This window comes from Celeribacter ethanolicus (genome assembly GCF_002407265.1).
Classification (GTDB): domain Bacteria; phylum Pseudomonadota; class Alphaproteobacteria; order Rhodobacterales; family Rhodobacteraceae; genus Celeribacter; species Celeribacter ethanolicus.
Genome location: NZ_CP022196.1, coordinates 3,504,194 through 3,529,675 on the forward strand (window position 1 = coordinate 3,504,194; position 25,482 = coordinate 3,529,675).

The following is a 25,482-nucleotide window of genomic DNA, read 5'->3' on the forward strand; positions in this document are numbered from 1 at the left end:
TGTATACGGTCGTATCCGAAGAGGTCAGCCATGACGCCAGCCAGTTCCCCGCAAGATGACGGGGCTATCGCGGAGATCATCTCTGCCCACGCCCATCTCGAAGGCCCGCTTTTGCCCATGCTGCACGCGCTGCAGGAGGAGTTCGGGGTGATTCCCGAGGTGGCCCATGCGCCCCTTTGCAAGGCGCTGACGATCACGCGGGCGGAGTTGAAAGGTGTGATTTCCTTCTATCATGATTTCCGCGAAAAACCCGCCGGCAAACATGTGCTGAAAATCTGCCGGGCGGAGGCCTGTCAGTCCATGGGCGGCACGGCGCTGGCGGAACGGCTTTTGGCGAAACTCGGTCTGGACTGGCATGGCAGCACGCCGGACGGCAAGCTGACGGTGGAGCCGGTCTATTGTTTGGGCCTCTGCGCCTGTGCCCCCGCCGCGATGGTGGACGACAGGTTGATCGCGCGGGCCGATGAAGTCCGCGTTGAAAAAGCTCTGTCGGCCAAGAATATTGGAGTGTCGGCATGAAGATTTACGTCCCCATGGACAGCGCCGCCAAGGCGCTCGGCGCCGATGAGGTGGCCGCAAAACTGACGCAAGAGATCACCGCGCGCGGGCTCGAAGCGGAGATCGTGCGCAACGGCACCCGTGGCATGATCTGGCTTGAGCCTTTGGTGGAGATCGAGAAGGACGGTAAACGTCTGGCTTATGGGCCGATTGCCGAGGAAGATGTCGCGGCACTTCTGGACGGTCAGATCGACACGCTGGGCAAGGTCGAGGACATCCCGTTCTTTGCCCGTCAGACCCGCCTGACCTTTGAGCGCTGCGGTGTGATCGACCCGCTGTCTTTGGCCGATTACGAGGCGCATGGCGGTCTCCAAGGCCTCAAGCGCGCGATTGGCATGTCGCAGGACGCGATCATCGACGAGGTGAAAACCTCCGGCCTGCGTGGCCGTGGCGGAGCGGGTTTCCCGACCGGCATCAAATGGGACACCGTGCGCCTTGCCCATGCGCCGCAGAAATACATCGTCTGCAACGCCGACGAGGGCGACAGCGGCACCTTTGCCGACCGGATGATCATGGAGGGCGATCCCTTCACCTTGATCGAAGGCATGGCTATCGCGGGCCTCGGCTGTGGTGCCACCAAAGGCTACGTTTACACCCGCTCCGAATACCCGGATGCGGTTGCCGTGATGCGCCGGGCGATCGAGATCGCACGGGCTGCGGGTGTGCTGGGCCCCAATGTTCTGGGTTGTGGCCGCGCCTTTGACATGGAGGTCCGCGTCGGTGCGGGCGCCTATGTTTGTGGCGAGGAAACCTCGCTTCTCAACTCGCTCGAAGGCAAACGCGGCGTGGTCCGCGCCAAGCCGCCGCTTCCGGCGCTCGAGGGTTTCTTGGGGCGTCCGACTGTGGTGAACAACGTGATCTCTCTGGCGACCGTTCCGGTGATTTTCGCCAAGGGGGCGGAGCATTATGCCAATTTCGGCCTCGGACGTTCCAAAGGCACCATGCCGATCCAGATCGCGGGCAATGTGAAATTCGGCGGCCTGTTCGAAACCGCGTTCGGCATGCCGCTTGGCACTTTGGTCAACGAGGTTGCGGGGGGCACTGCCTCCGGGCGTCCGGTCAAGGCCGTGCAAGTCGGCGGGCCTTTGGGGGCCTATCTGCATACGGATCAATTCGATACGCCCTTTGGTTACGAAGAGTTTGATGGGCAAAAGGCGCTGATTGGACATGCTGGCATCGTGGTGTTCGACGACACGGCGGACATGCTTGCCATGGCGCGGTTTGCGATGGAATTCTGCGCGGTGGAAAGCTGTGGCAAATGCACGCCCTGTCGCATCGGCGCGGTGCGGGGCGTTGAAACACTCGACCGCATCAAGGAGGGCGACGCCAGCGCGATCCCTCTGCTCGAAGATCTCTGCGAAGTCATGACCGACGGCTCGCTCTGCGCGCTGGGCGGCTTTACGCCCTATCCGGTGCTCTCCGCACTGCGCCATTTCCCCGAAGAATTCGCGCCCAACACCGCTCAGAAGGAGGCCGCAGAATGAAAGATTTCATTATTCCCTGGGAAACCGGCACGGGTGTCTATGACGATGTTGATCGTGGGACGCCCGCCAAGACGGGCAAGCCGGTGACGCTGACCATCGACGGCATGGAAATCACCGTGCCGGAGGGCACGTCCGTGATGCGCGCGGCCTCTGAACTGGGCATTCAGGTGCCGAAACTCTGCGCCACCGACAGCCTTGAGGCTTTCGGCTCCTGCCGTCTCTGCGCGGTCGAAATCGAAGGCCGCCGTGGCACTCCTGCGTCCTGTACGACGCCCGTGCATGCCGGGATGAAAGTCCACACCCAGACCGACAAACTGCGCCGCATTCGCAAGGGCGTGATGGAGCTTTATATTTCCGATCACCCGCTCGATTGCCTGACCTGTTCGGCCAATGGCGATTGCGAATTGCAGGATATGGCGGGCGCCGTCGGCCTGCGCGATGTGCGCTATGAGGCGCCGAAAAACGCGCCGCTTGCGAACCATTTCGAAGCGCGCAATACGTCGGGCGAGGCCAATCCCGAATGGTTGCCCAAAGACGACAGCAACCCCTATTTCTCCTACGATCCGTCGAAATGCATCGTTTGCAACCGCTGTGTGCGGGCCTGCGAAGAGGTGCAGGGCACCTTTGCTCTGACCATCGAAGGGCGTGGCTTTGACAGCCGCGTGGCCGTGGGCGCAGAGAACTTCCTGGCCTCCGACTGTGTGTCCTGTGGCGCCTGTGTTCAGGCCTGCCCGACCGCGACGCTGCAAGAAAAATCCGTGATCGAGATGGGCACGCCGGACCGTTCCGTTGTGACCACCTGCGCCTATTGCGGCGTGGGTTGTTCGTTCAAAGCGGAGATGCAGGGCGATCAATTGGTGCGCATGGTGCCCTATAAACACGGCAAGGCGAACCGGGGTCATTCCTGTGTTAAAGGCAGATTTGCCTACGGATATGCCACCCATAAGGATCGTATTTTGAGCCCGATGGTGCGCGAGAGCGTCGATCAGCCGTGGCGCGAAGTGTCCTGGGACGAGGCGCTGTCTTTCGCGGCGAAGAAACTCGTCGGCCTGCAACAGAAATACGGCCAGAAGAGCATCGGCGTCATCACCTCCTCGCGTTGCACCAACGAGGAAACCTACCTCGTTCAGAAACTCACCCGCGCGGTCTTTGGCAACAACAACACCGACACCTGCGCGCGTGTGTGTCACTCTCCGACGGGCTACGGCCTCGGCCAGACCTTTGGCACCTCGGCGGGCACGCAGGATTTCGACTCGGTCGAGAAATCCGACGTCGTGGTGGTGATCGGCGCGAACCCGACGGACGGGCACCCGGTTTTTGCCTCGCGCCTGCGCAAACGTCTGCGCGAAGGGGCCAAGCTGATCGTGATCGACCCGCGTCGCATCGATCTCTTGGAAACCCCGCACCTGAACGAGTCGCATCACTTGCCGCTCAAGCCCGGCACCAACGTCGCTGTGATCTCTGCGCTGGGTCATGTGATCGTGACCGAAGGGCTCTATGATGAGACCTTCATCGCGGAGCGCTGTGACGTCGACGCCTGGGAAGATTACAAGGCGTTCATCTCCGACGAACGCCATGCGCCCGAAGCAACCGAAGCCCTCACCGGTGTGCCCGCTCTGGCACTTCGCGAAGCCGCGCGCGCCTATGCACAGGGCGGCAACGGGGCGATTTATTATGGCCTCGGCGTGACCGAACATTCGCAAGGCTCGACCACGGTCATGGCCATCGCCAACCTCGCGATGATGACCGGCAACATCGGCCGCGAAGGCGTCGGTGTGAACCCGCTGCGCGGTCAGAACAACGTGCAGGGCTCTTGTGACATGGGCTCTTTCCCGCACGAACTGCCGGGTTATCGCCATGTGAAACAGCCGGAAGTGCGCAAGATTTTCGAAGACACCTGGGGCGTCGAGCTTGACGCAGAACCCGGTCTGCGCATTCCGAATATGTTGGACGCCGCGGTCGACGGTACCTTCAAAGGACTCTATTGTCAGGGCGAAGACATCCTGCAATCCGATCCGGACACCAAACATGTAGCCGCCGGTCTCGCCGCCATGGAATGCGTCATCGTGCATGATCTGTTCCTGAACGAGACAGCAAATTACGCACATGTTTTCCTGCCCGGATCGAGCTTTTTGGAAAAAGAAGGCACATTCACCAACGCTGAGCGCCGCATCAACCGCGTGCGCAAGGTGATGGCGCCGAAGAACGGTTACGAGGATTGGGAAGTCACCCAACTGCTCGCCAATGCGGTTCTCAAAGAGACCGGCGGCAAGCCGTGGAACTACGCGCACCCGGCGGAAATCATGGCGGAGATCGCCGCGACCACGCCGTCCTTTGCTGGCGTCGATTACACGGTGCTCGAAGAAAAAGGCTCCGTGCAATGGCCCTGTAACGAGGAGCACCCGGACGGCACGCCGCTCATGCATGTCGACGGCTTTGTGCGTGGCAAGGGGCGGTTCATCGTCACGGAATATATCGCCACGGACGAGAAATCCGGACCGCGTTTCCCGCTTTTGCTCACCACGGGTCGCATCCTCAGCCAGTATAACGTGGGTGCCCAGACGCGGCGGACGGAGAACTCCGTCTGGCACGATCAGGACGTGTTGGAAATCCATCCGCATGACGCCGAAAATCGCGGTCTGCGGGATGGTGACTGGGTGCGTCTGGCGTCGCGCTCGGGCGAGACGTCTCTGCGGGTCAAGATCACTGATCGGGTCAGCCCCGGCGTGGTCTACACCACCTTCCACCACCCGGATACGCAGGCCAATGTCATCACCACGGATTATTCCGACTGGGCGACGAACTGCCCGGAATACAAGGTGACGGCGGTGCAGGTGTCGCCGTCGAACGGCCCGTCGGAATGGCAGGAGCGCTACAACGCACAGGCCGAGCAATCGCGCCGGATCGAGGCCGCTGAATGAAGCAGGTCGACGCCCTCCCCGAAGAAGCCCCCGTCGCGCTCGTGTATAACGGCTCGACGGCGGCTGTGATGATGGCGTCGCCCTTTGATTTACCTGAGTTTTTGACCGGGTTTGCGGTGTCCGAGGGCATCGTCTCCGAGGCCTCTGACGTGACCGAGATTTCGGCGATCAAACATGCCCACGGCTATGAGGTGCGCGGGCGCATTCCTGACGACCGCTCAGAGGCGATGGATGCGCGGCGACGGGCTTCTGTCGGGCCTATGGGCTGTGGGCTGTGCGGGATTGAGAGCCTGGATGAAGCGACCGCTTTTCCAGGGACGGTGACGCCGATGGTCACGGGGTTGGAAGCCTATGCCCGCGCCGCGTTGGATGCGCTGAATGCTGGACAAAAGCGTCGTGATCAGGTGGGCGCGATGCACGCCGCCGGGTTCTTTACCTCCGACGGGCTCATTGCCTTGCGCGAAGACGTCGGGCGGCACAATGCGCTCGACAAGTTGATTGGCACACTTGCCGGAACGGATGTGAGCCAAGGCGCGGTGATCATCACCTCGCGGCTTTCCGTCGATCTGGTGCAAAAATGCGTGCGTGCCGGGATTTCCGGGCTCTTCGCTCTGTCCTCGCCGACACGCGCGGCGGTGGAGCTGGCAAAAGACACAGGACTGACTTTGATGGTGCTGCGCCGCGAGGCGGTGGTGGCCTATACGGATGAAAAGGAACACTGCGCATGACCGATGCGAAAATGGTGCTGATGGCCAATCAGATCGCGAGCTTTTTTGCCACGCAACCGGGCGGGGATCAGGCCGCCGGTGTGGCCGCGCATCTCAAGGATTTCTGGGAGCCGCGGATGCTCAATCAGCTCAAGACCTACCTGGGGCAGGGTGGCGAAGGCTTGCATGCTCTGGTGATTGAGGCCGGTCAGACGCTCTAAGGGATCGACCGAAAGATCAAAATGCCATTTAAAAACCCCGCCTATATGGCGGGGTTTGTTGTTTTTGAGGCTTAGGAGCGGGGGCGTTCCTTTTTTGGATCATAATGGGGGAAGGGCGAGACGCGCGCCGAGTAGCGTTTCAGGTGGCCGTCGAGTTGGCCAACCTCGACCAGCGTGCCCTCTTCGGCATGGGCCACGTCGATGCGGGCGAGCGCGATCCATTGACCCGTGCGCGGGCTGCGCATGGCGGAGCAAATCTCGCCCACCTGTGCGCGCCCGATGCGGATGCAATCGCCATGGGCGACGGCGTTTTGCCCGTCGATCTCAAGGCCGACGAATTTGCGCGACGGCGTTTCCTTGCGACGCAAAAGCGCGTCACGTCCGACGAAATCGGCGGTTTTGGATTTCAAAGGTACGGTGAAGCCCACACCCGCCTCGAAGGGATCGGTCTGATCGGAGAAATCGTAGCCCGCGAAGACAAGCCCGGCTTCGATGCGGACGAGATCCAGAGCGGCGAGGCCCATGGGTTTCATGCCGACTTTTTGACCGGCCTCCCAGACCGATTTGAAAATCTCCGCGCCATGTTTCGGATGACAGAAAATCTCATAGCCCAGCTCGCCTGTGTAACCGGTGCGCGAGATCACAACCGGGATGCCGTCGTGATCGCCGAGACGGGCAGGCGTGAAACGGAACCACCCCATCTCCATCAAATCAGGATGATGTGGCGCCGTCCAAAACAGCTCATTGATCAAATCACGCGATTTTGGCCCTTGGACGGCGAGGTTGTGCATCTGGTCGGTTGAGGAGCGGATCATGACGTTGAGGCCAAGGCGTTTCGCCTCTTCGCGCATCCAGACGCCGCCTTCGTCGGAACCACCGATCCAGCGGAAATTATGCTCGCCCAGACGGAAGAGCGTGCCGTCGTCGATCATGCCGCCGTGCGGGTAGCACATGGCGGAATAGACGACTTGGCCGATGGCGAGTTTTTCGACGTTGCGGGTCAGAACCCAGTTCATCAGCGCCTCGGCATCGGGGCCGGTGACCTCGAATTTTCTGAGCGCGGAGAGGTCCATGACCACCACGCCTTCGCGGCAGGCCCAGTAGCTTTCCACCGGATCGCACTCCGGGAAAGAATTCGGCAGCCAGAAGCCGTTGTAATCGGAAAAGTCGCGGGTCATCGCGGCGAAGGAGTCGTAGAAGGCGCTTTCACGCGTCATGATCGGATCCTCGTCAGGGGTCGGGCGCCAGGCGGTGGCGCGGGAAAAGCGTTCTTCGGCGGCATAGGTGCGCACATGAATGTCGGTCAGGTGCCAGCCGTTGGCCGCCGTGGTGTCATCGGGACAGGAGGAGGACACGCACACGAGATCGGTCAGGGCGCGGAGCAGCACATAGTCGCCGGGGCGGGACCACGGTTCGTCGGCCAGCATCACGCCATGTTCGTCGATCGCAGTGTTGAAGAAGAAGTTCGCGGCCATCCAGCCTGGGCGGGCGGGAATGCCGTAAGGGGCGAGAACGGCGTTGAAATTGTCGGAACAGTTGGTGTGACCGGGGTAGCCGATATCGTCGTAATATTTGGCGTTACAGGCGAGACCGAAGGCGTCGTGTCGCCCGCAGGTGTCTTGGACGACTTCGACCAAAGGCGTCAGATCGTGGTCGAAATATTTCGCATGCAGACCGGGCATCGGGTAGGCGTGGCCTTGGATCGTACGGGTGGTGGTGACGTCGAGCGGGTGGAAAATGCCCTTGTCGACCTTGCGCGCGTCGAAACATTGGAAATCGGTACATTGGCGGCCGTCTACATCCATGATCTGGATGAATTCACCCTTTTTGACCGTATAGGCCTTGGCCGTGGCGGAGGCGATGCGGATGTCTTGCAAAGTGTCGGCGAGCGGGTCGGGGAGGACGAAACTGCCCTCATGGCGGGCCTCCGCGCGGGTGATCGTGATAGTCAAAGGCGTGGCGGTGGTTTGCGCCTCGAAATCCGGCTCCGGTGCGGGGGCGGTGATCAACAGCCAGCCTGCGTTTTGCGCCGTAAAGCTGACGCCTTCGCCTGCGGGGCTTGTCGCGGAAAAGAGGCCGATGGTCTTGGCGCCAGTCAGTTCGATCTGACGTTTCGCAAGGCCCAAACGGAGACGCGCCATGCCGGGCAGGGCGCTGTTGACAGTGGCGCGCAGATCATCGCCGGAGGCGTCAGCGGACCAGCCCAAGACGCTCGCGTCAACGCTGCCGTCCGTGTGCGCCGCGAGCAATTCACAGCGTTGGCCGCCTTCGGTGTTGGTGACGCTGATCCGATCACCGGGCTTTACCTCAAGCAAAGACGCCCCACCGCCCTGGACGGTGTGGCGTTCCTCGTTGGAGGCCAGTCGATAAGCGCCAGCGCGACGCGGGAGAGAGGCCGTTGGCGGGCCGGATCGAAAGGGAAGGCCGGAAGGATTGAGGATCAACGGGATCTCCATCGGTATAAAAAAATCCGGGGGTGCGTGATGGCAATCCCCCGGACCAGGGGAGGGAAATGCGCGCCCGGTCACCCGGACGCGAAGATCGGTTAGTTCTGCAAATAGGCTTCCATGCTGTCGTCCAGCGCGTCTTTCCAGGGCGTGTGGTGCACAGGCGCCATGGTGCCGGTGATGACCGAACGGTAGGAGTTGTTGCGGAAGTCCATGATGTCTTTCGCCTTGTGTTTCTTCCACTCGAAGAAGGCCTCGCAGGCGCCGTCGATGTCGAAGGACGGGTAGTCGGTGTCGGCCACCAGTTCCTTGACGTAATCGGCCTGATATTTGATCGCGTATTTCACATCGTCATCGGCGTCTTCGCGCTCCACACGTTCCACAACGTCGGCCTCCAAAACGGCTTTGTCGGTCGGAACCTCGATGCGGCCAAGAATGATGTCCCGCACATACCACGCCTGCGCGTCGAACATGTTGAAGGTGAACCACTGGTCCTGCATGCCGAGGTAGAAGAGCTTTGGATTGTGGGTGTAGACCACACCTTTGTAGAGATCGGCGGTCGCCAGACGGTTCTTGGTCTTGAGGCGCAGATCGTCGGGCAGGAAGGGAAAATAGTGTTTGTAGCCGGTGCACAGGATGATCGCGTCGACGTCTTTCGAGGAGCCATCGGCAAAATAAGCGGTCTTGCCCTCGACCTTTTGCAGCGCCGGTTTTTCTTCCCAATTGTCTGGCCATTTAAAGCCCATCGGCGCGGAGCGGTAGCAGGTGGTCACCGAGTTCGCGCCGTATTTCCAGCACTGCGAGCCGATGTCTTCGGCGGAGTAGGACGAGCCCATCAAAAGCACATCCTTGCCTTCGAATTCGCGGGCGTCGCGGAAATCATGGGCGTGGACGATGCGGCCGTTGAACTGGGCGAACCCTTCGTATTCCGGCACGTTCGGGGAGGAGAAGTGGCCGGAGGCGATGATCACATTGTCGAAACGCTCTTTGTAGACGCGGTCCTCGACCATGTCGTGCACGGTGACTTCGAAGTCGCCTTTTTCTGCGTCATATTCGACCCAGCGGATAACGGAAGAGAAGCGAATCCACTTGCGGACGTCGGCTTTGATCACGCGGCCTTCGATGTAGTCGAACAGCACGGCGCGCGGCGGGTAGGAGGCGATTTGCTTGCCGAAATGTTCCTCAAAGGAATAGTCGGCAAATTCCAGACCCTCTTTCGGACCATTGGACCAGAGGTAGCGGTACATAGACCCGTGCACAGGTTCGCCATTCTCATCGACGCCGGTGCGCCAGGTGTAGTTCCACAGCCCGCCCCAGTTCGATTGCTTCTCGAAACAGACGACTTCCGGGATCTCGGCGCCCTTTTGGGCGGCGGATTGGAAGGCACGCAGTTGAGCGAGGCCGGAGGGGCCAGCACCGATGACGGCGACTCGTTTGGTCATATTGATAACTCCCGTTGGTTGAGCGTGTGTTGGTATGGACCAATAATCAAGATTGGTTCTTTTGGATTGACTCCGGTTTGGTCCAAAAATTTTCTACTGGTCAATGAATTTTCCTTAGAGGAATATGTGAATCGGGAATTCTCTCGGTCTTTTGACCTATTTTTGAGCGGGAGGTGAAAAAATGAGCAGCGCTTCGCTGGCACAGAGACTGGCCGTCGCAGGCAGCCTGCCGCGATTGAGCGTACAGGACCGCGCGCCGATCCGGGTTGGAGCGCTGGTGCCGATGTCCGGGGCGGAGGAGCGTTGGGGGCGGCCCGGCATAGATGGTTGTCGCCTCTGGGTCGACTGGATCAACGCCCATGGCGGCATGATGGTTGGCGGCCGGCGGCATCTTGTGGAGCTGATCGTGCAGGACAGCGCGCAGGGCGCGGCGGCGACACTCGAGGCGGCGCGGCAGATGGTGGAGGCGCAACGCGTGCGGCTCGTGCTGACGCTCGGGGGCGGCGATCTGGGGCTGGCGCTGGCCTATCTGATGGAGCGTCGGGTGCTGACCGCGACGCTTCTGCCGTCGGACCTGTCGCCGGATCACCCCTATCTCATCGCGCCCGCGGAGGTGCACCCGTTTTTCAACGTCACCGGGGTCGACTGGCTCGCGCGCACCCGGCCCGAGGCCAAACGCGTGGCGCTCTGCTCCCAAACTGATCTCATGGGGCTGCCGTCGCTTGCGACCTATCGCGCGGCCTTCGATGTCGCCGGGCGGGAGATCGTCAGTGAAGTGCTTTATGATGCGGAGGCCGGGGACGCGCGCGAGATCGTGGCGGAGATGCTGGCCGAGACGCCGGATGTGCTGTGCTGGTGTTCTTCCGCACCGCCGATGATCGAGGCGCTGACCGTCGCGGCCTATGAGGCGGGGTTCCGGGGCGAGATTCTTGCCTGTACCTGCGACAATTACCAAAGCCTGATCACGCGCACCTCGGACGCTTTCATGGAGCGTTTCACCTTCCAGTTCCCGGATTTCGACGATCCGGAACTGGCGGATACGGCGTTTTTCTTTCACCGGCCGAAGGCGTTTTTCGACTCTTATAATGAGCGCTTTCCAGAAGAGTGGGCGGCGGTGAGCTGGGAATATGCGTCGATCCTCGATCTCTGGCATGAGGCGGTCGAGACGGCGGACAGCCTTGTCAGCACCTCCGTGTTGGCGGCCCTGAAGCGCGGGCGGCGCATGCCGCATGTGTTCGGGCTGGCGAATTGGTGGGGCATGGAGGTCTACGGCATCGACAATGCGCTGGTGGGCGACTGGCCTGTGGTGGCGATCCGCGAGGGGCGGGCGCGCATTCAGGAATTCGGGTCGGTGCTGAAATGGCTGGAAACCTATGGCGAAGAGCTGATGACCGAACTCGGGGCCGTCGGCCAGCTTTGGCACCAGCGCGGCAAGCCGGATCTGGCGCGCGCGCTGGCGGATGAATGAGCGAGATAGAGAAGAGAGAGCATATGGGACGACAGGAGTTGGATTTGAAAGCCAAGGACAATGCATTGCAGCAGAACCCGCATGCGGTGAAGGAGCAGCGGGAAAAGAACCTCGAAGTGGCGATCGGACGGCAGGTGCGCGAGCTGCGCAAGCGGGCGCGGATGACCGGGGCGGACTTGGCGGCGCAGACCGGGTTGTCGGTCGGCATGCTGTCGAAGATCGAGAACGGAGTGATTTCGCCGTCTCTGAATACGATTTCTGCGCTGGCCCATGCGTTGCGCGTGCCTTTGGTGCAGCTTTTTTCCGGTTATGAGGAAGAGCGCGGCTGCATGCATGTCAAAGCGGGCGAGGGGGTCGAGATCGAGCGTGCGGGGACGCGGGCGGGGCATCAATACAATCTCTTGGGTCATATCGGGTCGAACAACTCGGGCGTCGTGGTCGAACCCTATCTGATCACGCTGGACAGCGCGTCGGACCGCTTTCCGGCGTTCCAGCATGAGGGCATCGAGCTTCTGTATATGCTGGAGGGGCGGGTCAACTATCGCCATGGCGATCAGATCTATGATCTGGAGCCGGGGGATTCGCTTCTGTTCGATTCGGATGCGCCGCACGGGCCGGAGGAGATCGTCGAGCTTCCGGCGAAATATCTGTCGATCATCACCTATCCGCAGGCACGCTGAGTGTCCTGTATTTTCTATTTCGCACAATTCTCAGGCGGCTGATGCGGATCGGCCGCCTGTTTGCATAAAAACAGAGCAATTTTCCTGTCGGTGAGATTTTCTTCCAATGGGGATAAAAACTTTCTTGAAGAGAAAATAGGTTTCCCATTAGTGAGGTTGTGACGGCGCTGGACGCCTGATGAACTCACCCACAATGGAGGAACCTATGTGTGGCATTGTTGGCCTCTTCCTGAAAAAGGATGAACTGCGCCCGCAACTGGGCGATATGCTGACCGATATGCTCATCACCATGACCGAACGCGGCCCCGATAGCGCCGGGATCGCGATCTATGGCGATGAGACGGACGGCATGGTGAAAATCACCGTTCAATCGGACACGCCCGCCGAGGCGTTTGCCGATCTCGACGCCGCCGTGTGTGCGGTGGTCGATGCGCCGGTGACGATCAAAGTGGTCGACACCCATGCGGTTCTGACACTGCCGGAAGCGAAGGCGAAAGAGGCCATCGCGGTGCTCGAAGACAAGGGTCTTCGCATCATGGGTTCCGGCGCCTCCATGGAAATCTACAAGGAAGTCGGCCTGCCGAAAGACGTCGCGGCGCGGTTCGGTCTGCGCGCGATGGGCGGCTCCCACGGCATCGGCCACACCCGCATGGCGACCGAGTCCGCGGTGACCACGATGGGTGCCCACCCGTTCTCGACCGCCGACGACCAGTGCCTCGTGCACAACGGCTCGCTGTCGAACCACAACCAGATGCGCCGCACGCTTGCCAAAAAAGGCGTGTTTACCCGCTCGGAAAACGACACCGAAGTGGGCGCGGCCTACATCTCGTCGCGCATCGCCGATGGCGCAACGCTGGGTGAAGCGCTCGAAGGCACCATCGAAGATCTCGACGGGTTCTTCACCTTCGTGACCGGCACCAAGAACGGCTTTGGCGTCGTGCGCGATCCGATCGCCTGCAAACCGGCGATCATGGCGGAAACCGAGGATTACGTCGCCTTCGCGTCTGAATACCGCGCCTTCGCCGACCTGCCGGGCATCGACAATGCCCGCGTCTGGGAACCGGAACCTGCAACTGTTTACTTCTGGGAGCGCTGATCCAATGACCACCACGCTCGATCTGGCCACAACGGAACTCCGTGAGGTCAACACCACGCTTCAGGCCGCTGCCAAGGGCAAGGCGAATGAAGATTTCGAACTGACCAACCCGCGCGGCGCGCATGCCGTGGCTGTCGGTCTCGACGGTCCGATTTCCGTGACCATCAACGGGTCCACGGGCTACTACTGCGCCGGGATGAACAAGGAAGCCACCATCACCGTCAAAGGCTCCACAGGCCCCGGTGTTGCGGAAAACATGATGTCCGGCGTTGTGACCATCGAAGGCGACGCCTCGCAATACGCGGGCGCCACCGGGCACGGCGGTCTTTTGAACATCAAAGGCAATGCGTCCTCGCGCTGCGGCATCTCGATGAAGGGCATCGACATCGTCGTGCACGGCAACATCGGCCATATGTGCGCCTTCATGGCGCAAAAGGGCAACCTCGTTGTTCTGGGCGATGCGGGCGATGCGCTGGGCGACTCGCTTTATGAAGCGCGCCTGTTCGTGCGCGGTTCCGTGAAATCGCTGGGCGCCGACTGCGTCGAGAAGGAACTGCGCCCGGAGCATATCGAGATCCTCAAGGACCTTCTTGAGAAAGCCGGGGCGGATGCCAAACCGGAAGAGTTCAAACGCTACGGTTCGTCGCGCAAACTCTACAATTTCAACATCGACCACGCTGGCGAATACTGAGGAGCGCACCGATGGAAAAGACACCCCACACCCCGCCGCGCGACAGCTACACGTTCAGCAACGCCGCCAACGCCGAGATCCGCCGTGCGGCGGCCACCGGCATCTACGATATTCGTGGCGGCGGCACCAAACGCCACCTGCCGCATTTCGATGACCTGCTGTTCCTCGGCGCGTCCATGTCGCGGTACCCGCTCGAAGGTTATCGCGAGAAATGCGACACCTCCGTGACCCTCGGCACGCGGTTTGCGAAAAAGCCGATCGAGCTGAAAATCCCGGTGACCATCGCGGGCATGTCCTTTGGCGCGCTCTCCGGTCCGGCGAAAGAGGCTCTGGGTCGCGGCGCGACCATGGCGGGCACCTCGACGACCACCGGTGACGGCGGCATGACCGAGGAAGAGCGCGGACATTCCGAGAAGCTCGTCTACCAATACCTGCCGTCGCGCTACGGCATGAACCCGGACGATCTGCGTCGTGCTGACGCCATCGAGATCGTGGTGGGCCAAGGCGCGAAACCGGGCGGCGGCGGCATGCTGCTGGGTCAAAAGATCACCGAGCGCGTCGCCGGGATGCGCGACCTTCCGGTCGGCATCGACCAACGCTCCGCCTGCCGTCACCCGGACTGGACCGGCCCGGACGATCTCGAGATCAAGATCCTTGAGCTGCGCGAGATCACCAACTGGGAAAAACCGATCTACATCAAGGTCGGCGGCGCACGCCCCTATTACGACACCGCTCTGGCCGTGAAAGCGGGCGCGGACGTGGTTGTGCTCGATGGGATGCAGGGCGGTACGGCGGCGACGCAGGATGTGTTCATCGAGCATGTCGGCCAGCCGATCCTCGCCTGTATCCGCCCCGCCGTTCAGGCGCTTCAGGATCTGGGCATGCACCGCAAGGTTCAGCTTGTGGTCTCCGGCGGCATTCGCAACGGCGCGGATATGGCCAAGGCGCTGGCGCTTGGGGCCGATGCGGTGTCCATCGGCACGGCGGCTCTCATTGCCATCGGTGAGCAGGACCCGAAATGGGGCGCGGAATACGCGGCTCTGGGCACCACTGCCGATGCCTATGATGACTGGCATGAGGGCAAAGACCCGGCAGGTATCACCACGCAGGACCCCGAGCTGATGAAGCGCGTGAACCCGGTGGAAGCGGCGCGGATGCTGCGCAACTACCTCAACGTGATGACGCTGGAATGCCAGACCATCGCACGGGCCTGTGGTCACAACCACGTGCACAACCTCGAACCCGAGGATCTGTGTGCGCTGACCATGGAGGCTGCTGCCATGGCGCAAATTCCGCTCGCCGGGACCAATTGGTACCCGGGGAAACCGGGCTTCTGAGGCCCACGAAGGGGGGCCAAGCGCCCCTCTTTCTCCGACAGGGAACAGGAAAAATACAGATGAGCAAACTTGCCAAATTCGCCGAAGAGAACGGCGTGAAATATTTCATGATCTCCTACACCGATCTGTTCGGTGGCCAGCGCGCCAAACTGGTGCCGGCCTCCGCGATCGCGGGTATGGAGGAAGACGGGGCTGGCTTTGCGGGCTTTGCGACCTGGCTGGATCTGACGCCGGCGCACCCCGACATGCTGGCGGTGCCGGATCCGGATGCCGTCATCCAATTGCCGTGGAAGCCGGAAGTGGCCTGGGTGCCCGCCGATTGCATCATGGAAGATGAGCCGGTCGAACAGGCGCCGCGTAACGTTCTGAAGAAACTGATCAAGGAAGCCGCCGAAGAAGGTTTGCGCGTCAAGACCGGGATCGAGGCCGAATTCTTCATCCTCACTCCCGAGGGCGATCAGATTTCCGACCCGTTCGATACGGCGGAGAAACCCTGTTATGATCAGCAGGCCGTGATGCGCCGCTATGACGTGATCGCCGAGATCTGCGATTACATGCTGGAGCTGGGCTGGGGTCCGTATCAGAACGACCACGAGGACGCCAACGGCCAGTTCGAGATGAACTGGGATTTCGACGACGCGCTGATCACCGCCGACCGTCACAGCTTTTTCAAGTTCATGGTGAAATCCATCGCCGAAAAACACGGTCTGCGCGCCACTTTCATGCCGAAGCCCATTCAGGGCCTGACCGGCAACGGTTGCCACGCGCATATCTCCGTGTGGGACCTCGACGGCAAGACCAACGCATTCGCGGGCAATGCCGGTGGGCAGGTCGGTGAAGTGGGGCTTTCCGAGCAGGGCGGTTACTTCCTCGGCGGGATCATGAAACATGCCGAAGCCTTGGCGGCGATCACCAACCCGACGGTGAACTCCTACAAACGCATCAACGCGCCGCGCACCATGTCGGGCGCGACCTGGGCGCCCAATACCGTCACCTGGACCGGCAACAACCGCACCCACATGGTCCGCGTGCCGGGCCCCGGAAGGTTCGAGTTGCGCCTGCCGGACGGGGCGGTGAACCCCTATCTCTTGCAGGCCGTGATCATCGCTGCCGGTCTCTCGGGCATCCGCTCCAAAGCCAACCCCGGCCCGCGTTACGACATCGACATGTATGCCGAAGGTCACAAGATCGAAGGCGCGCCGAAACTGCCGCTCAACATGCTGGATGCGATCCGCGCCTATGACGCCGATCCGGAACTCAAGGCGATGCTGGGCAACGATTTCTCGGCCTCCTACATCAAGATGAAGCACCGCGAGTGGAATTCCTTCGTGTCGCATTTCTCGCGCTGGGAAAAAGACAACACGCTGGACATCTGATCCAAGAACTTCCCTGAGTGGCGGCCCCAGAACCGCCACTGTTCCCCAAGGCCCGGCTTATGCCGGGCCTTCTTTTATGGCCTCCCGTTTTCGCAGGGTGGAGGGGGTAGTGCCGTAGAGTTTGCGGAAGGCATCGGAGAAATGCGCCTGCGAGGAGAACCCGGTCATCTGGGCGATCTCGGTCAATGGAATGCGGGTCGAGGTGATCAAATCTTTCCCTGTTTCCAAACGGATACGGCGATATTCTTCCATGATCGACCGGCCCGTCGTCTCGCGAAACTGGCGTTGCAATTGCCGGGTCGAAAGGCCTGCGAGCGTGGCGATCTGATCCTGGCCGAGAGGGTCGGCGATATGGCTTTCCATCAGTTCCAAAGCGGCCTCGACCGGGAGCGGGATGACGCCATAGCGCCCGGTGATCGAGGACCGTTGCGGCGCATCCGCTCCGCGCACTTCGGTCTGGATGAACCAGTCGGAAATGCGTTGGGCGAAGGCGGTTCCGTGGTCACGGGCGATGATCGCATGCATCATGTCGAGCGGCGCGGAGCCACCGGCGCAGGTGTAGCGGTCGCGGTCGATCACGAACAATCGCCGCTCCAAAAGCCAGTCGCCGGGGAGCTTGTCGAAATCGTTGTAATGGTGCCAGTGGACGGTGAAGCGCCGGTTCGCCAGAAGTCCGGCCTTGGCCAGAATGACCGCCCCGCCGGAGATGCCGCCGAGCGCCACGCCGGACCGGTCGGCCTGTCTCAGCCAGGCAAAAAGTGCTGGGTCGTTGACGCGCGCAGGATCGCCCCCCGCAACGACGAAAACCAGATCGAAACGGGGGAAAAGATCCCGAAAAGAGCGGGTCTCAAACGCGCCGCCGACGGAGGATTTGACCATGCCGCCGGAGCTTGAAAGCAGGGTCACCTCATAGCGCAAGGTGGGCGAAAACAGGTTTGCCGCACGCAGCGGTTCGAGCGCGGATGCGGTCGACAAAAGGGCGAATCCATCGACCAACAGAAAGGCGATTCTCTTCATGTTCAGGGCCTGTCGAGAAATATGAAAATACGTCCTGAATTTGAAAATATACGACTTTTATATGGAGGTACAGAGCGAAAATCCCCGCTACAAAAGGATCAGACGAAGGAGCGCACCTGCATGAAATTCTCTGGTTTCAAAGTCGTGAAAGAGGCCCTGACCGGGCACAAGGGGTGGACGCCGCTGTGGCGCAACCCGGAGCCGAAACCCGCCTATGACATCGTGATTGTCGGCGGCGGCGGGCATGGGCTTGCGACGGCCTTTTATCTGGCGAAAACCTTTGGCGAGCTGAAGGTTGCGGTGCTGGAAAAGGGCTGGCTCGGGTCGGGCAATATTGGGCGGAACACGACGATCATCCGGTCGAACTACCTGCTGCCGGGCAACGAGCCGTTCTATGAATTCTCGATGAAGCTCTGGGAAAATCTGGAGCAGGAAACCAATTTCAACTCGATGGTGTCGCAGCGCGGTATCATCAACCTGATCCACACCGACGCTCAGCGCGATGCCTATCGCCGTCGCGGCAATGCGATGATGCTGGCGGGCGCGGGGGCGCGGCTGTTGTCGCGTGATGAGTTGAAACAGATGGTGCCCTTCCTGAATTTCGACAATGCGCGCTTCCCGATCAAGGGCGGGCTGATGCAGGAACGCGCGGGCACGGCGCGCCACGATGGGGTGGTCTGGGGCTATGCCCGCGGCGCCGATATGCGCGGCGTCGACATCATCCAGAATTGCGAAGTCACCGGGTTCAAGATCGAAGGTGGCAAGGTTTTGGGTGTCGAAACCTCTCGCGGCTTTATCGGGGCCAAAAAGGTCGGTGTGGCCGTCGCCGGGTCCTCGGGGCGGGTCATGGCGAAAGCGGGCATGCGCCTGCCGATCGAAAGCCACGTCTTGCAGGCCTTCGTCTCTGAGGGGCTCAAACCGACCATTCCGGGCGTTATCACCTTTGGCGCGGGGCACTTCTATGTGAGCCAGTCCGACAAGGGCGGGCTGGTGTTCGGTGGCGACATCGACGGCTACAATTCCTATGCGCAGCGCGGCAATCTTCCGGTGGTCGAAGATGTGCTCGAAGGCGGCATGGCGCTCATGCCGATGATCGGGCGCGCGCGGCTTTTGCGCAGCTGGGGCGGGATCATGGACATGTCCATGGACGGTTCGCCGATCATCGACCAGACCCATATCGACGGGCTCTATCTCAACGCCGGCTGGTGTTACGGGGGCTTCAAGGCGACGCCCGCCTCCGGCTATGCCTTCGCGCATTTGCTTGCGACCGGGCGCCCGCATGAGACCGCGACCGCCTATCGGCTCGACCGGTTCGAGCGCGGCTATGTCATCGACGAAAAGGGCGTTGGCGCCCAACCCAACCTGCATTGAGGTGAAAAGATGCTGATCCCTCATCCCCTTCTCGGCCTGCGCGACAGTCAGGAATTCACCTATCTGGGCGACGCCAATCTGATGCACCGGCCCGATGCGACGGCGGAAAATGCCGAAGCGCAATTCTGCGACTATGTGTTCCAGCGCGACAACCCGGCGGGCGTGCACCGCGAACTGTGGTTCCACGAACAGGGCGACCGGAGCTGGCTTGTCGTGACGCGCGACACCACCACGCATGAAATTCTCGGGGCGGAACTGGCCTCGAACGTGAAACTGGGAGCGGCAGAATGACCCGTCTTAAAGGTGGTCTGATCGACCGTACTGCGCCGCTGAATTTTACCTTCAACGGCAAGGCTTACAAAGGCTTTCAAGGCGACACATTGGCCTCAGCCCTTCTGGGCAATGGTGTTCAGCTGATGGGCCGGAGTTTCAAATATCACCGACCGCGCGGCGTTGTGGCGGCAGGTTCCGAGGAACCTAATGCCATGGTCGAACTGCGCACCGGCGCGCGGCAGGAGCCGAACACGCGCGCCACAGTGGCGGAACTGTTCGACGGGCTGTCGGCACGCTCGCAAAACCACATGGGGCCGCTTCATCGCGATTTTCTGGCGGTGAACGATTTGCTGTCGCCCTTCTTCGCGGCGGGGTTCTATTACAAGACCTTCATGTGGCCGAAAGCGTTCTGGGAAAAGCTCTACGAGCCGATGATCCGCAAGGCGGCAGGGCTTGGATCGCTTTCGATGCTGCCGGACCCGGACGACTACGATAAAGGCTTCCTGCATTGCGATCTTCTGATCGTAGGAGCCGGTGCGGCCGGGCTTGCGGCGGCTTTGACGGCGGGTCGTGCGGGCGCGGATGTGATCCTTGCCGATGAAGATTTCGCCCTTGGTGGGCGTCTCATGGCGGAGAGCGATGTGCTGGATGGCGCAAATGCGATGGAGTGGGTCGCAAGCGCGAAGGCCGAACTTGAAAGCCTGCCGAATGTCCGCATCATGACCCGCACCACGGTGTTCGGCGTCTACGATCACGGCATCTTCGGTGCAGTTGAGCGGGTGTCGGATCACTTGGCCGTTCCGGGCGACAAGGTGCGCCAGACGCTTTGGCGGATCACCGCGAAGCGCACGGTTCTGGCGGCGGGCGCGACGGAGCGGCATATCCCTTTTGCCGACAACGACCGTCCGGGTGTGATGCTGGCGGGGGCGATGCGCGCCTATGCCAACCGCTGGGCCGCAAGCCCGGTGAAGCGGGACAGCGACGCGATTGCGATTTTCACCAATGGCGACGACGGTCACCGCACCGCGATGGATTTGATTGCCAAGGGCGCGAAGGTGATGGGCGTGATTGATGCCCGCGAAGCCGCGCCGCGCTTTGGCGACTATGACGTCTTTGCGGGATCGACCGTAACCGGGACCAAGGGGCGTCTTGGCCTCAGCGCGATCGAGATCACCCGCAACGGCCAGTCGCAATGGCATAACGTCGGCGCGCTTGGCGTCGCGGGCGGTTGGAACCCGAACGTGCATCTGGCCTCGCACCACCGCGGGCGTCCGGTCTGGGACGACAACCTTCTGGCCTTTGTGCCGGGGCCGAATGGTCCGGCTGGGTTGATCCCGGCAGGGGCGGCGGCTGGCAGAGGCGGCACCGAAGAGGCTTTGACCGACGGTATGAAAGCCGCGATCACGGCGCTCTCCGAGATTGGTGTCTCGGCGTCCGAGATTGTGCTGCCGAAGGCGGAGAATATGCCGTCTGAACAGGTTGCCTTCTGGCATGTGCCGGGCACCAAAAGAGCGTGGGTCGATTTCCAGAACGACGTGACCGTCAAAGACATCGCCTTGGCGCATAAGGAAAACATGACGCCGGTCGAGCATCTGAAACGCTGGACCACGCTGGGCATGGCGACCGATCAGGGCAAGACCTCGAACATCTCCGCGCTGGCGGTGATGGCCGAGTTGACCGGCAAGTCGATCCCCGAAACCGGCACCACGATTTTCCGCCCGCCCTACACCGGTGTGTCTTTGGGCGTGCTGGGCGGCGGCGATACGGGGCCTTTGTTCCGGCCGCGCCGCCTGACGCCGACGCACGCTTGGGCCGAGGCGCAGGGCGCCGAGTTCGTTGAAGTCGGACCGTGGATGCGGGCGCAATATTTCCCGCGTGCGGGGGAGACGACTTGGCGCGAAACTGTGGATCGCGAGGTTCTGGCCGTGCGCTCGGGCGTTGGCCTTTGTGATGTGACCACGCTCGGCAAGGTCGATGTGCAGGGCGCGGATGCAGGTGAGTTCCTCAACCGCATGTATTCCAACATGATGGGCACGCTGAAGGTCGGCATGGTGCGTTATGGCCTGATGCTGCGCGAAGATGGGCACGCCTATGACGACGGCACCTGTGCGCGCATGAGCGAAGATCACTATGTGGTCACGACGACGACCGCCAACGCTGGCCTCGTCTATCGCCAGATGGAATTCGCGCATCAATGCCTCTGGCCGGAGCTGGACGTGCAACTGATTTCGACCACCGACGCCTGGGCGCAGATCGCCGTGGCGGGGCCGAAATCGCGCGAGCTTCTGACCCGGATCGTCGATGGGTTCGACCTTTCGAACGAGGCGTTTCCCTTCATGGCCTGCTCTGAGCTGACGATCTGCAACGGTTTGCGGGCGCGTCTGTTTCGCATCTCCTTCTCTGGCGAGTTGGCCTATGAGATCGCGGTGCCTGCCCGCTACGGCCATGCTCTGATGCAGCGGCTGATGGAGCAGGGCGCGGACCTTGGCGCGACGCCCTACGGCACCGAAGCTTTGGCGGTTCTCAGGATCGAGAAAGGTCACGCCGCAGGCGCGGAACTCAACGGCCAGACCACGGCGCAGATGCTGGGGCTGGGCAAGATGGTGTCGGCGAAGAAAGACAGCATCGGCGCCGTGATGTCGCGGCGCGAAGGCATGGCTGCGGAAAAACGTCGACTTGTCGGTTTCAAACCGCTCGAGGCGCAAACGCAGGTCATGGCCGGGTCGCATCTTTTCACCCAAGGTGAGGCGCAGACGATGACCAGCGATCAGGGTTGGATCACCTCGTCCTGTTACTCGCCGCATCTCGAAAGCTATATCGCGCTCGGGTTCCTTGAGAACGGCGCAGAACGGATGGGCGAGGTGCTGATCGCGGCCAACCCGGTGGAAGGCAAGGAATTGAAGGTCGAAGTGGTCTCTGCCCATTTCGTGGACCCTGAAGGAGGACGTCTCCGTGACTGATCTGACCCCCATCACCGCCCTGGGCGGCACGGTGGCGCGGACCGAGGTATTCGGCGCGCTGACCATCACGGAAAACGCCGATCTCGGTCTGGCCTCCCTGAGCCTGCGGGCCGGGCAGGAGGTGCCTCAGCCCTTTGGCCTGATGCTTCCGGGAGTCGGCAAAGCCGTGTCCATGGGCGATTATGCCGCCTTTTGGACCGGACGCGGACAATGGATGATCGAAGCTGCGGGTAAGGCCGAGGTGGATTTCGCCGCGATGTTGAAATCCGAGGTGCCGGAGTGTTCCGTCACCGAGCAAACGGACGGGTTCACCGCGTTCGAGATCGCCTCGACGCAGGGCGCGGGGTCGATCGAGGCGCTGATGAACAAGCTCGTCAACATCGAGCCGAAAGCCTTCGGGCCGGGGCAGGCGACGCGCACGGGGCTTGAACATATGACGGTTTTCCTGATCCGTCGGGCCGAGGACCGGCTCGCGGTGATCGGGATGCGTACCCTGGCGGGGTCGCTCTGGCACGCACTGGCCGTGGCCGCCCGCCGCCTTGAGGACTGAGTTTTCGGACTGAGGTTCTCGGAACCGATTGGAGGATAACCAATGACTGCACAGATCATCGACGGGAAGGCCTTTGCCGAGACCGTCCGCGAGAAAGTGGCCGCCCATGTGGCGCGCCTCAAAGAGGTTCACAACATCACGCCCGGTCTGGCCGTGGTGCTGGTCGGCGAAGACCCGGCAAGCCAGGTTTACGTGCGCAACAAGGGCAAGCAGACCGTGGAATGCGGGATGAATTCCTATGAGCACAAGCTTTCGGCGGACACGTCGGAGGCCGATCTTCTGGCCCTCATCGAGCAACTGAACGCGGATCCGGCGGTGCATGGCATTCTCGTGCAACTGCCGCTGCCGGATCATCTCGACAGCGATCTTGTGATCAACTCGATTGATCCGGCGAAGGATGTGGACGGGTTCCATATCTCGAACGTCGGTCTTCTGGGCACCGGGCAGAAATCCATGGTGCCGTGCACGCCGCTCGGCTGTCTGATGATGCTGCGCGATCAGCTTGGCAGTCTGTCGGGGCTCAATGCCGTGGTCGTCGGGCGCTCGAATATTGTCGGCAAACCGATGGCACAACTGCTGCTGCGCGACAGTTGCACCGTGACCATCGCGCATTCGCGCACCAAGGACATCGAAGAGGTCTGCCGCCGCGCCGATATTCTCGTGGCTGCCGTGGGTCGTCCAGAGATGATCAAGGGGAGCTGGGTGAAACCCGGCGCCACCGTGATCGACGTGGGCATCAACCGCGTGGAAGCCCCGGAAAAGGGTCTGCGCGAAGACGGTACGGTCAAGACCAAGCTCGTGGGCGACGTGGAATTCGACAGCGCTGCGGCTGTGGCGGGCGCCATCACGCCGGTTCCGGGTGGGGTGGGGCCGATGACCATCGCCTGCCTCCTGGCCAATACCGTGACGGCGGCCTGCCGCGCCCATGATCTTCCCGAGCCCGACGGGCTTACCGCCTAAATCAATAATAAAACATAACAAAAACAACACACCAACATCGAGGGCGCGCATCAGGGGAGCGCCTTGCATCTGGAGAAAAAGATGACGAAATACTGCCTCACCGTGACCTGCGCCACGACGCGCGGGATCGTCGCCGCCATCGCCACCTTCCTCGCGGAGCACGGCTGCAACATCACCGACAGTTCGCAATTCGACGACACCGAAACCGGCCAGTTCTTCATGCGCGTGAGTTTCAATTCGGAAGAGGGCGTGGCGCAGGCGTCGCTTGAAAAGGACTTCGCCAAGATCGCTGAAGACTTCGCCATGACCTATGCCTTCCATGACGAGAGCGTGAAGATGAAAGTCGTGATCATGGTGAGCCGTTTCGGCCATTGTCTGAACGATTTGCTCTACCGTGTGCGCATCGGTGCGCTGCCGGTGGAAATCGTTGCGGTGATCTCGAACCACATGGATTATCAAAAGGTTGTCGTGAACAACGATATTCCGTTCCACTATATTCGTGTGACCAAGGAGAACAAACCGGAGGCCGAGGGTGCGATCATGAAAGTGGTCGAGGATTCCGGCGCCGAGCTGATCGTTCTGGCCCGCTACATGCAGATCCTGTCTGATCAGATGTGCAAGGTGATGTCGGGTCGGATCATCAACATCCACCACTCTTTCCTGCCGTCGTTCAAGGGCGCGAACCCGTACAAACAGGCTTATGCGCGCGGCGTGAAGCTGATCGGGGCGACCTCGCACTATGTGACCGCCGATCTCGACGAGGGGCCGATCATCGAGCAGGACGTCGTGCGGATCACCCACGCGCAGAGTCCGGACGATTTCGTGTCTCTGGGCCGTGACGTGGAAAGCCAGGTTCTGGCCCGTGCGATCCATGCGCATGCCAACCACCGGGTCTTCCTGAACGGCAACAAAACGGTAGTGTTCCAGGCCTCGCCGGGGTCCTATTCCAGTGAGCGGATGGGGTGAGGCGCGGTCGGCCCTAAGGGGCCGATCCATCGCTCCGGTGGAGCGATAGAAGCGCCGAACGCGCCCGCACCCCTGCGGGCGCCGGGCAAACTCTCGTCAAAGACCAAACCCCCTAGAACTTCCCCAAAGAGGCGCGGTTTTCCGCGCCTCTTTCGCATTCTGGGCGATTGAACCAGCACGCTCTCTCTGGACCAGTTGTAAAAAATTGGTCTAATAGTCGGAAACCGCAAAGGACTGACCGCGTGCCCAATTCTGCCCTGCCTCCCACGACCTCGCTTCCCGGGGCGACGGTGAAATATGTGATCGAGACGCTGTCGACGCGGATCGTGACGCAGGAATACGCGACCGAAGAACGCCTGCCGTCGGAGCGGCAACTGGCGCAGGAACTGGGGGTGGCGCGCAACACGGTGCGCGAGGCTCTGGATCAGCTCGAAGCGCGCGGCATGATCCGCCGGCGGGCAGGGTCTGGCTCTTTCGTGACCTATGATCCGGACGGACAGGGGGAGGCGCTGTCGCCAGTTGCCGCTGAGACCGGACCGCTGCAATTGCAGGTGATGCGGGGGATCATCGAGCCGGAAATGGTGCGGCTCGCGATCGTCAATATGTCGCCGCGACAGATCGAGGCGCTCTCCGTCGTCTTGTCGAAAATGGAAGCGGTACAGACCGATGCAGCGGCCTTCGTGCGGCTTGAGGAAGAGTTCCACCGGCTGCTCGCGGAGGGTACGGGCAACCCGCTTGTGATCGCCTGCTACAATCTCGTGCTCGATGCCCGGCGGCAGTCGTTCCGCACCGCGATGTACCGGCGTCACCTGACGCCGACCCGGATTGCGATCTATCAGCAGGGCTACAACGGGTTGTTCAACGCCATTGCGGCGCGGGACATCGAAGAGGCCAGCGAATTCATGAAACTTGCCCTGATCGAGGATCAGCGGCTGTTGCTCCAGGAAGGCTGACGTT

General features: G+C 61.5%; 21 protein-coding genes. 18 read left to right on the forward strand and 3 right to left on the reverse strand.

Going from position 1 to position 25,482, the window contains the following annotated elements; genetic code table 11:
* Nucleotides 1-30: 30 nt before the first annotated feature.
* Genes CEW89_RS17200 through CEW89_RS17220 form a run of 5 tightly spaced genes read left to right on the forward strand, consistent with a single transcriptional unit; the run spans nucleotide 31 to nucleotide 5,891 of the window.
* Nucleotides 31-519, forward strand: a complete 489-nt coding sequence (locus CEW89_RS17200) for a formate dehydrogenase subunit gamma (RefSeq protein WP_096806724.1) — start codon at nucleotides 31-33, stop codon at nucleotides 517-519.
* A complete protein-coding gene (locus tag CEW89_RS17205; protein ID WP_096806725.1) occupies nucleotides 516-2,042 on the forward strand; it encodes a formate dehydrogenase beta subunit in 1,527 nt (508 codons plus the stop codon). Before CEW89_RS17200 ends, CEW89_RS17205 begins: the two co-directional genes overlap by 4 nt.
* Nucleotides 2,039-4,963, forward strand: a complete 2,925-nt coding sequence (fdhF, locus tag CEW89_RS17210) for a formate dehydrogenase subunit alpha (protein WP_096806726.1) — start codon at nucleotides 2,039-2,041, stop codon at nucleotides 4,961-4,963. The genes CEW89_RS17205 and fdhF overlap by 4 nt, the downstream gene beginning before the upstream one ends.
* A complete protein-coding gene (gene fdhD, locus CEW89_RS17215; protein ID WP_096806727.1) occupies nucleotides 4,960-5,691 on the forward strand; it encodes a formate dehydrogenase accessory sulfurtransferase FdhD in 732 nt (243 codons plus the stop codon). The genes fdhF and fdhD overlap by 4 nt, the downstream gene beginning before the upstream one ends.
* Nucleotides 5,688-5,891 carry a formate dehydrogenase subunit delta gene (locus CEW89_RS17220; RefSeq protein ID WP_066706068.1) on the forward strand — a complete coding sequence of 68 codons (204 nt, stop codon included), beginning with the start codon at nucleotides 5,688-5,690 and terminating at the stop codon, nucleotides 5,889-5,891. Before fdhD ends, CEW89_RS17220 begins: the two co-directional genes overlap by 4 nt.
* Before the next feature lie 71 nt (nucleotides 5,892-5,962).
* On the opposite strand, the gene CEW89_RS17225 is transcribed toward CEW89_RS17220, so the two are convergent.
* Nucleotides 5,963-8,347, reverse strand: coding sequence for a trimethylamine N-oxide demethylase (locus CEW89_RS17225; RefSeq protein WP_096806728.1), 2,385 nt, complete (start codon nucleotides 8,345-8,347; stop codon nucleotides 5,963-5,965).
* 89 nt (nucleotides 8,348-8,436) lie between these two features.
* Entirely contained in the window at nucleotides 8,437-9,780 is a 1,344-nt protein-coding gene (locus CEW89_RS17230) for an NAD(P)-binding domain-containing protein (protein WP_096806729.1), read from the reverse strand.
* 181 nt (nucleotides 9,781-9,961) lie between these two features.
* Here CEW89_RS17230 and CEW89_RS17235 point away from each other — a divergent pair, with 181 nt between their 5' ends.
* The 6 genes from CEW89_RS17235 to glnT all read left to right on the forward strand — a co-directional run bounded on the left by CEW89_RS17235 (nucleotide 9,962) and on the right by glnT (nucleotide 16,428).
* Nucleotides 9,962-11,248 (forward strand): ABC transporter substrate-binding protein, encoded by a 1,287-nt coding sequence (locus tag CEW89_RS17235; protein WP_096806730.1) that lies wholly within the window; start codon nucleotides 9,962-9,964, stop codon nucleotides 11,246-11,248.
* A gap of 23 nt (nucleotides 11,249-11,271) precedes the next feature.
* On the forward strand, nucleotides 11,272-11,928 hold the full coding sequence (locus CEW89_RS17240) for a helix-turn-helix domain-containing protein (RefSeq protein WP_066706050.1): 657 nt from the start codon (nucleotides 11,272-11,274) through the stop codon (nucleotides 11,926-11,928).
* Between the two features lie 205 nt (nucleotides 11,929-12,133).
* Nucleotides 12,134-13,024 (forward strand): class II glutamine amidotransferase, encoded by an 891-nt coding sequence (locus CEW89_RS17245; protein ID WP_066706047.1) that lies wholly within the window; start codon nucleotides 12,134-12,136, stop codon nucleotides 13,022-13,024.
* Between the two features lie 4 nt (nucleotides 13,025-13,028).
* On the forward strand, nucleotides 13,029-13,715 hold the full coding sequence (locus tag CEW89_RS17250; protein ID WP_066706043.1) for a GltB/FmdC/FwdC-like GXGXG domain-containing protein: 687 nt from the start codon (nucleotides 13,029-13,031) through the stop codon (nucleotides 13,713-13,715).
* Nucleotides 13,716-13,726: 11 nt separating this feature from the next.
* On the forward strand, nucleotides 13,727-15,052 hold the full coding sequence (locus CEW89_RS17255; protein WP_066706040.1) for an FMN-binding glutamate synthase family protein: 1,326 nt from the start codon (nucleotides 13,727-13,729) through the stop codon (nucleotides 15,050-15,052).
* A gap of 59 nt (nucleotides 15,053-15,111) precedes the next feature.
* Nucleotides 15,112-16,428 (forward strand): type III glutamate--ammonia ligase, encoded by a 1,317-nt coding sequence (glnT, locus tag CEW89_RS17260; RefSeq protein WP_096806731.1) that lies wholly within the window; start codon nucleotides 15,112-15,114, stop codon nucleotides 16,426-16,428.
* 57 nt (nucleotides 16,429-16,485) lie between these two features.
* On the opposite strand, the gene CEW89_RS17265 is transcribed toward glnT, so the two are convergent.
* Nucleotides 16,486-17,445 (reverse strand): GlxA family transcriptional regulator, encoded by a 960-nt coding sequence (locus CEW89_RS17265; RefSeq protein WP_096806732.1) that lies wholly within the window; start codon nucleotides 17,443-17,445, stop codon nucleotides 16,486-16,488.
* A 120-nt stretch (nucleotides 17,446-17,565) separates the two neighbouring features.
* Between CEW89_RS17265 and CEW89_RS17270 the strand changes: the two genes are divergently transcribed.
* The 7 genes from CEW89_RS17270 to CEW89_RS17300 all read left to right on the forward strand — a co-directional run bounded on the left by CEW89_RS17270 (nucleotide 17,566) and on the right by CEW89_RS17300 (nucleotide 25,478).
* Nucleotides 17,566-18,816, forward strand: a complete 1,251-nt coding sequence (locus tag CEW89_RS17270; RefSeq protein WP_096806733.1) for a sarcosine oxidase subunit beta family protein — start codon at nucleotides 17,566-17,568, stop codon at nucleotides 18,814-18,816.
* A gap of 9 nt (nucleotides 18,817-18,825) precedes the next feature.
* Nucleotides 18,826-19,107 (forward strand): sarcosine oxidase subunit delta, encoded by a 282-nt coding sequence (locus tag CEW89_RS17275; RefSeq protein ID WP_096806734.1) that lies wholly within the window; start codon nucleotides 18,826-18,828, stop codon nucleotides 19,105-19,107.
* The gene (locus CEW89_RS17280; protein ID WP_096806735.1) at nucleotides 19,104-22,049 is read left to right on the forward strand and encodes a sarcosine oxidase subunit alpha family protein; all 2,946 of its coding nucleotides are present in this window, start codon (nucleotides 19,104-19,106) and stop codon (nucleotides 22,047-22,049) included. The genes CEW89_RS17275 and CEW89_RS17280 overlap by 4 nt, the downstream gene beginning before the upstream one ends.
* On the forward strand, nucleotides 22,042-22,599 hold the full coding sequence (locus CEW89_RS17285) for a sarcosine oxidase subunit gamma (RefSeq protein WP_096806736.1): 558 nt from the start codon (nucleotides 22,042-22,044) through the stop codon (nucleotides 22,597-22,599). The genes CEW89_RS17280 and CEW89_RS17285 overlap by 8 nt, the downstream gene beginning before the upstream one ends.
* Before the next feature lie 42 nt (nucleotides 22,600-22,641).
* The gene (gene folD / locus CEW89_RS17290) at nucleotides 22,642-23,559 is read left to right on the forward strand and encodes a bifunctional methylenetetrahydrofolate dehydrogenase/methenyltetrahydrofolate cyclohydrolase FolD (RefSeq protein ID WP_096806737.1); all 918 of its coding nucleotides are present in this window, start codon (nucleotides 22,642-22,644) and stop codon (nucleotides 23,557-23,559) included.
* A gap of 81 nt (nucleotides 23,560-23,640) precedes the next feature.
* Nucleotides 23,641-24,525, forward strand: coding sequence for a formyltetrahydrofolate deformylase (purU, locus tag CEW89_RS17295; RefSeq protein ID WP_066706376.1), 885 nt, complete (start codon nucleotides 23,641-23,643; stop codon nucleotides 24,523-24,525).
* Nucleotides 24,526-24,767: 242 nt separating this feature from the next.
* Nucleotides 24,768-25,478 (forward strand): FadR/GntR family transcriptional regulator, encoded by a 711-nt coding sequence (locus CEW89_RS17300; RefSeq protein ID WP_066706022.1) that lies wholly within the window; start codon nucleotides 24,768-24,770, stop codon nucleotides 25,476-25,478.
* Nucleotides 25,479-25,482: the final 4 nt, after the last annotated feature.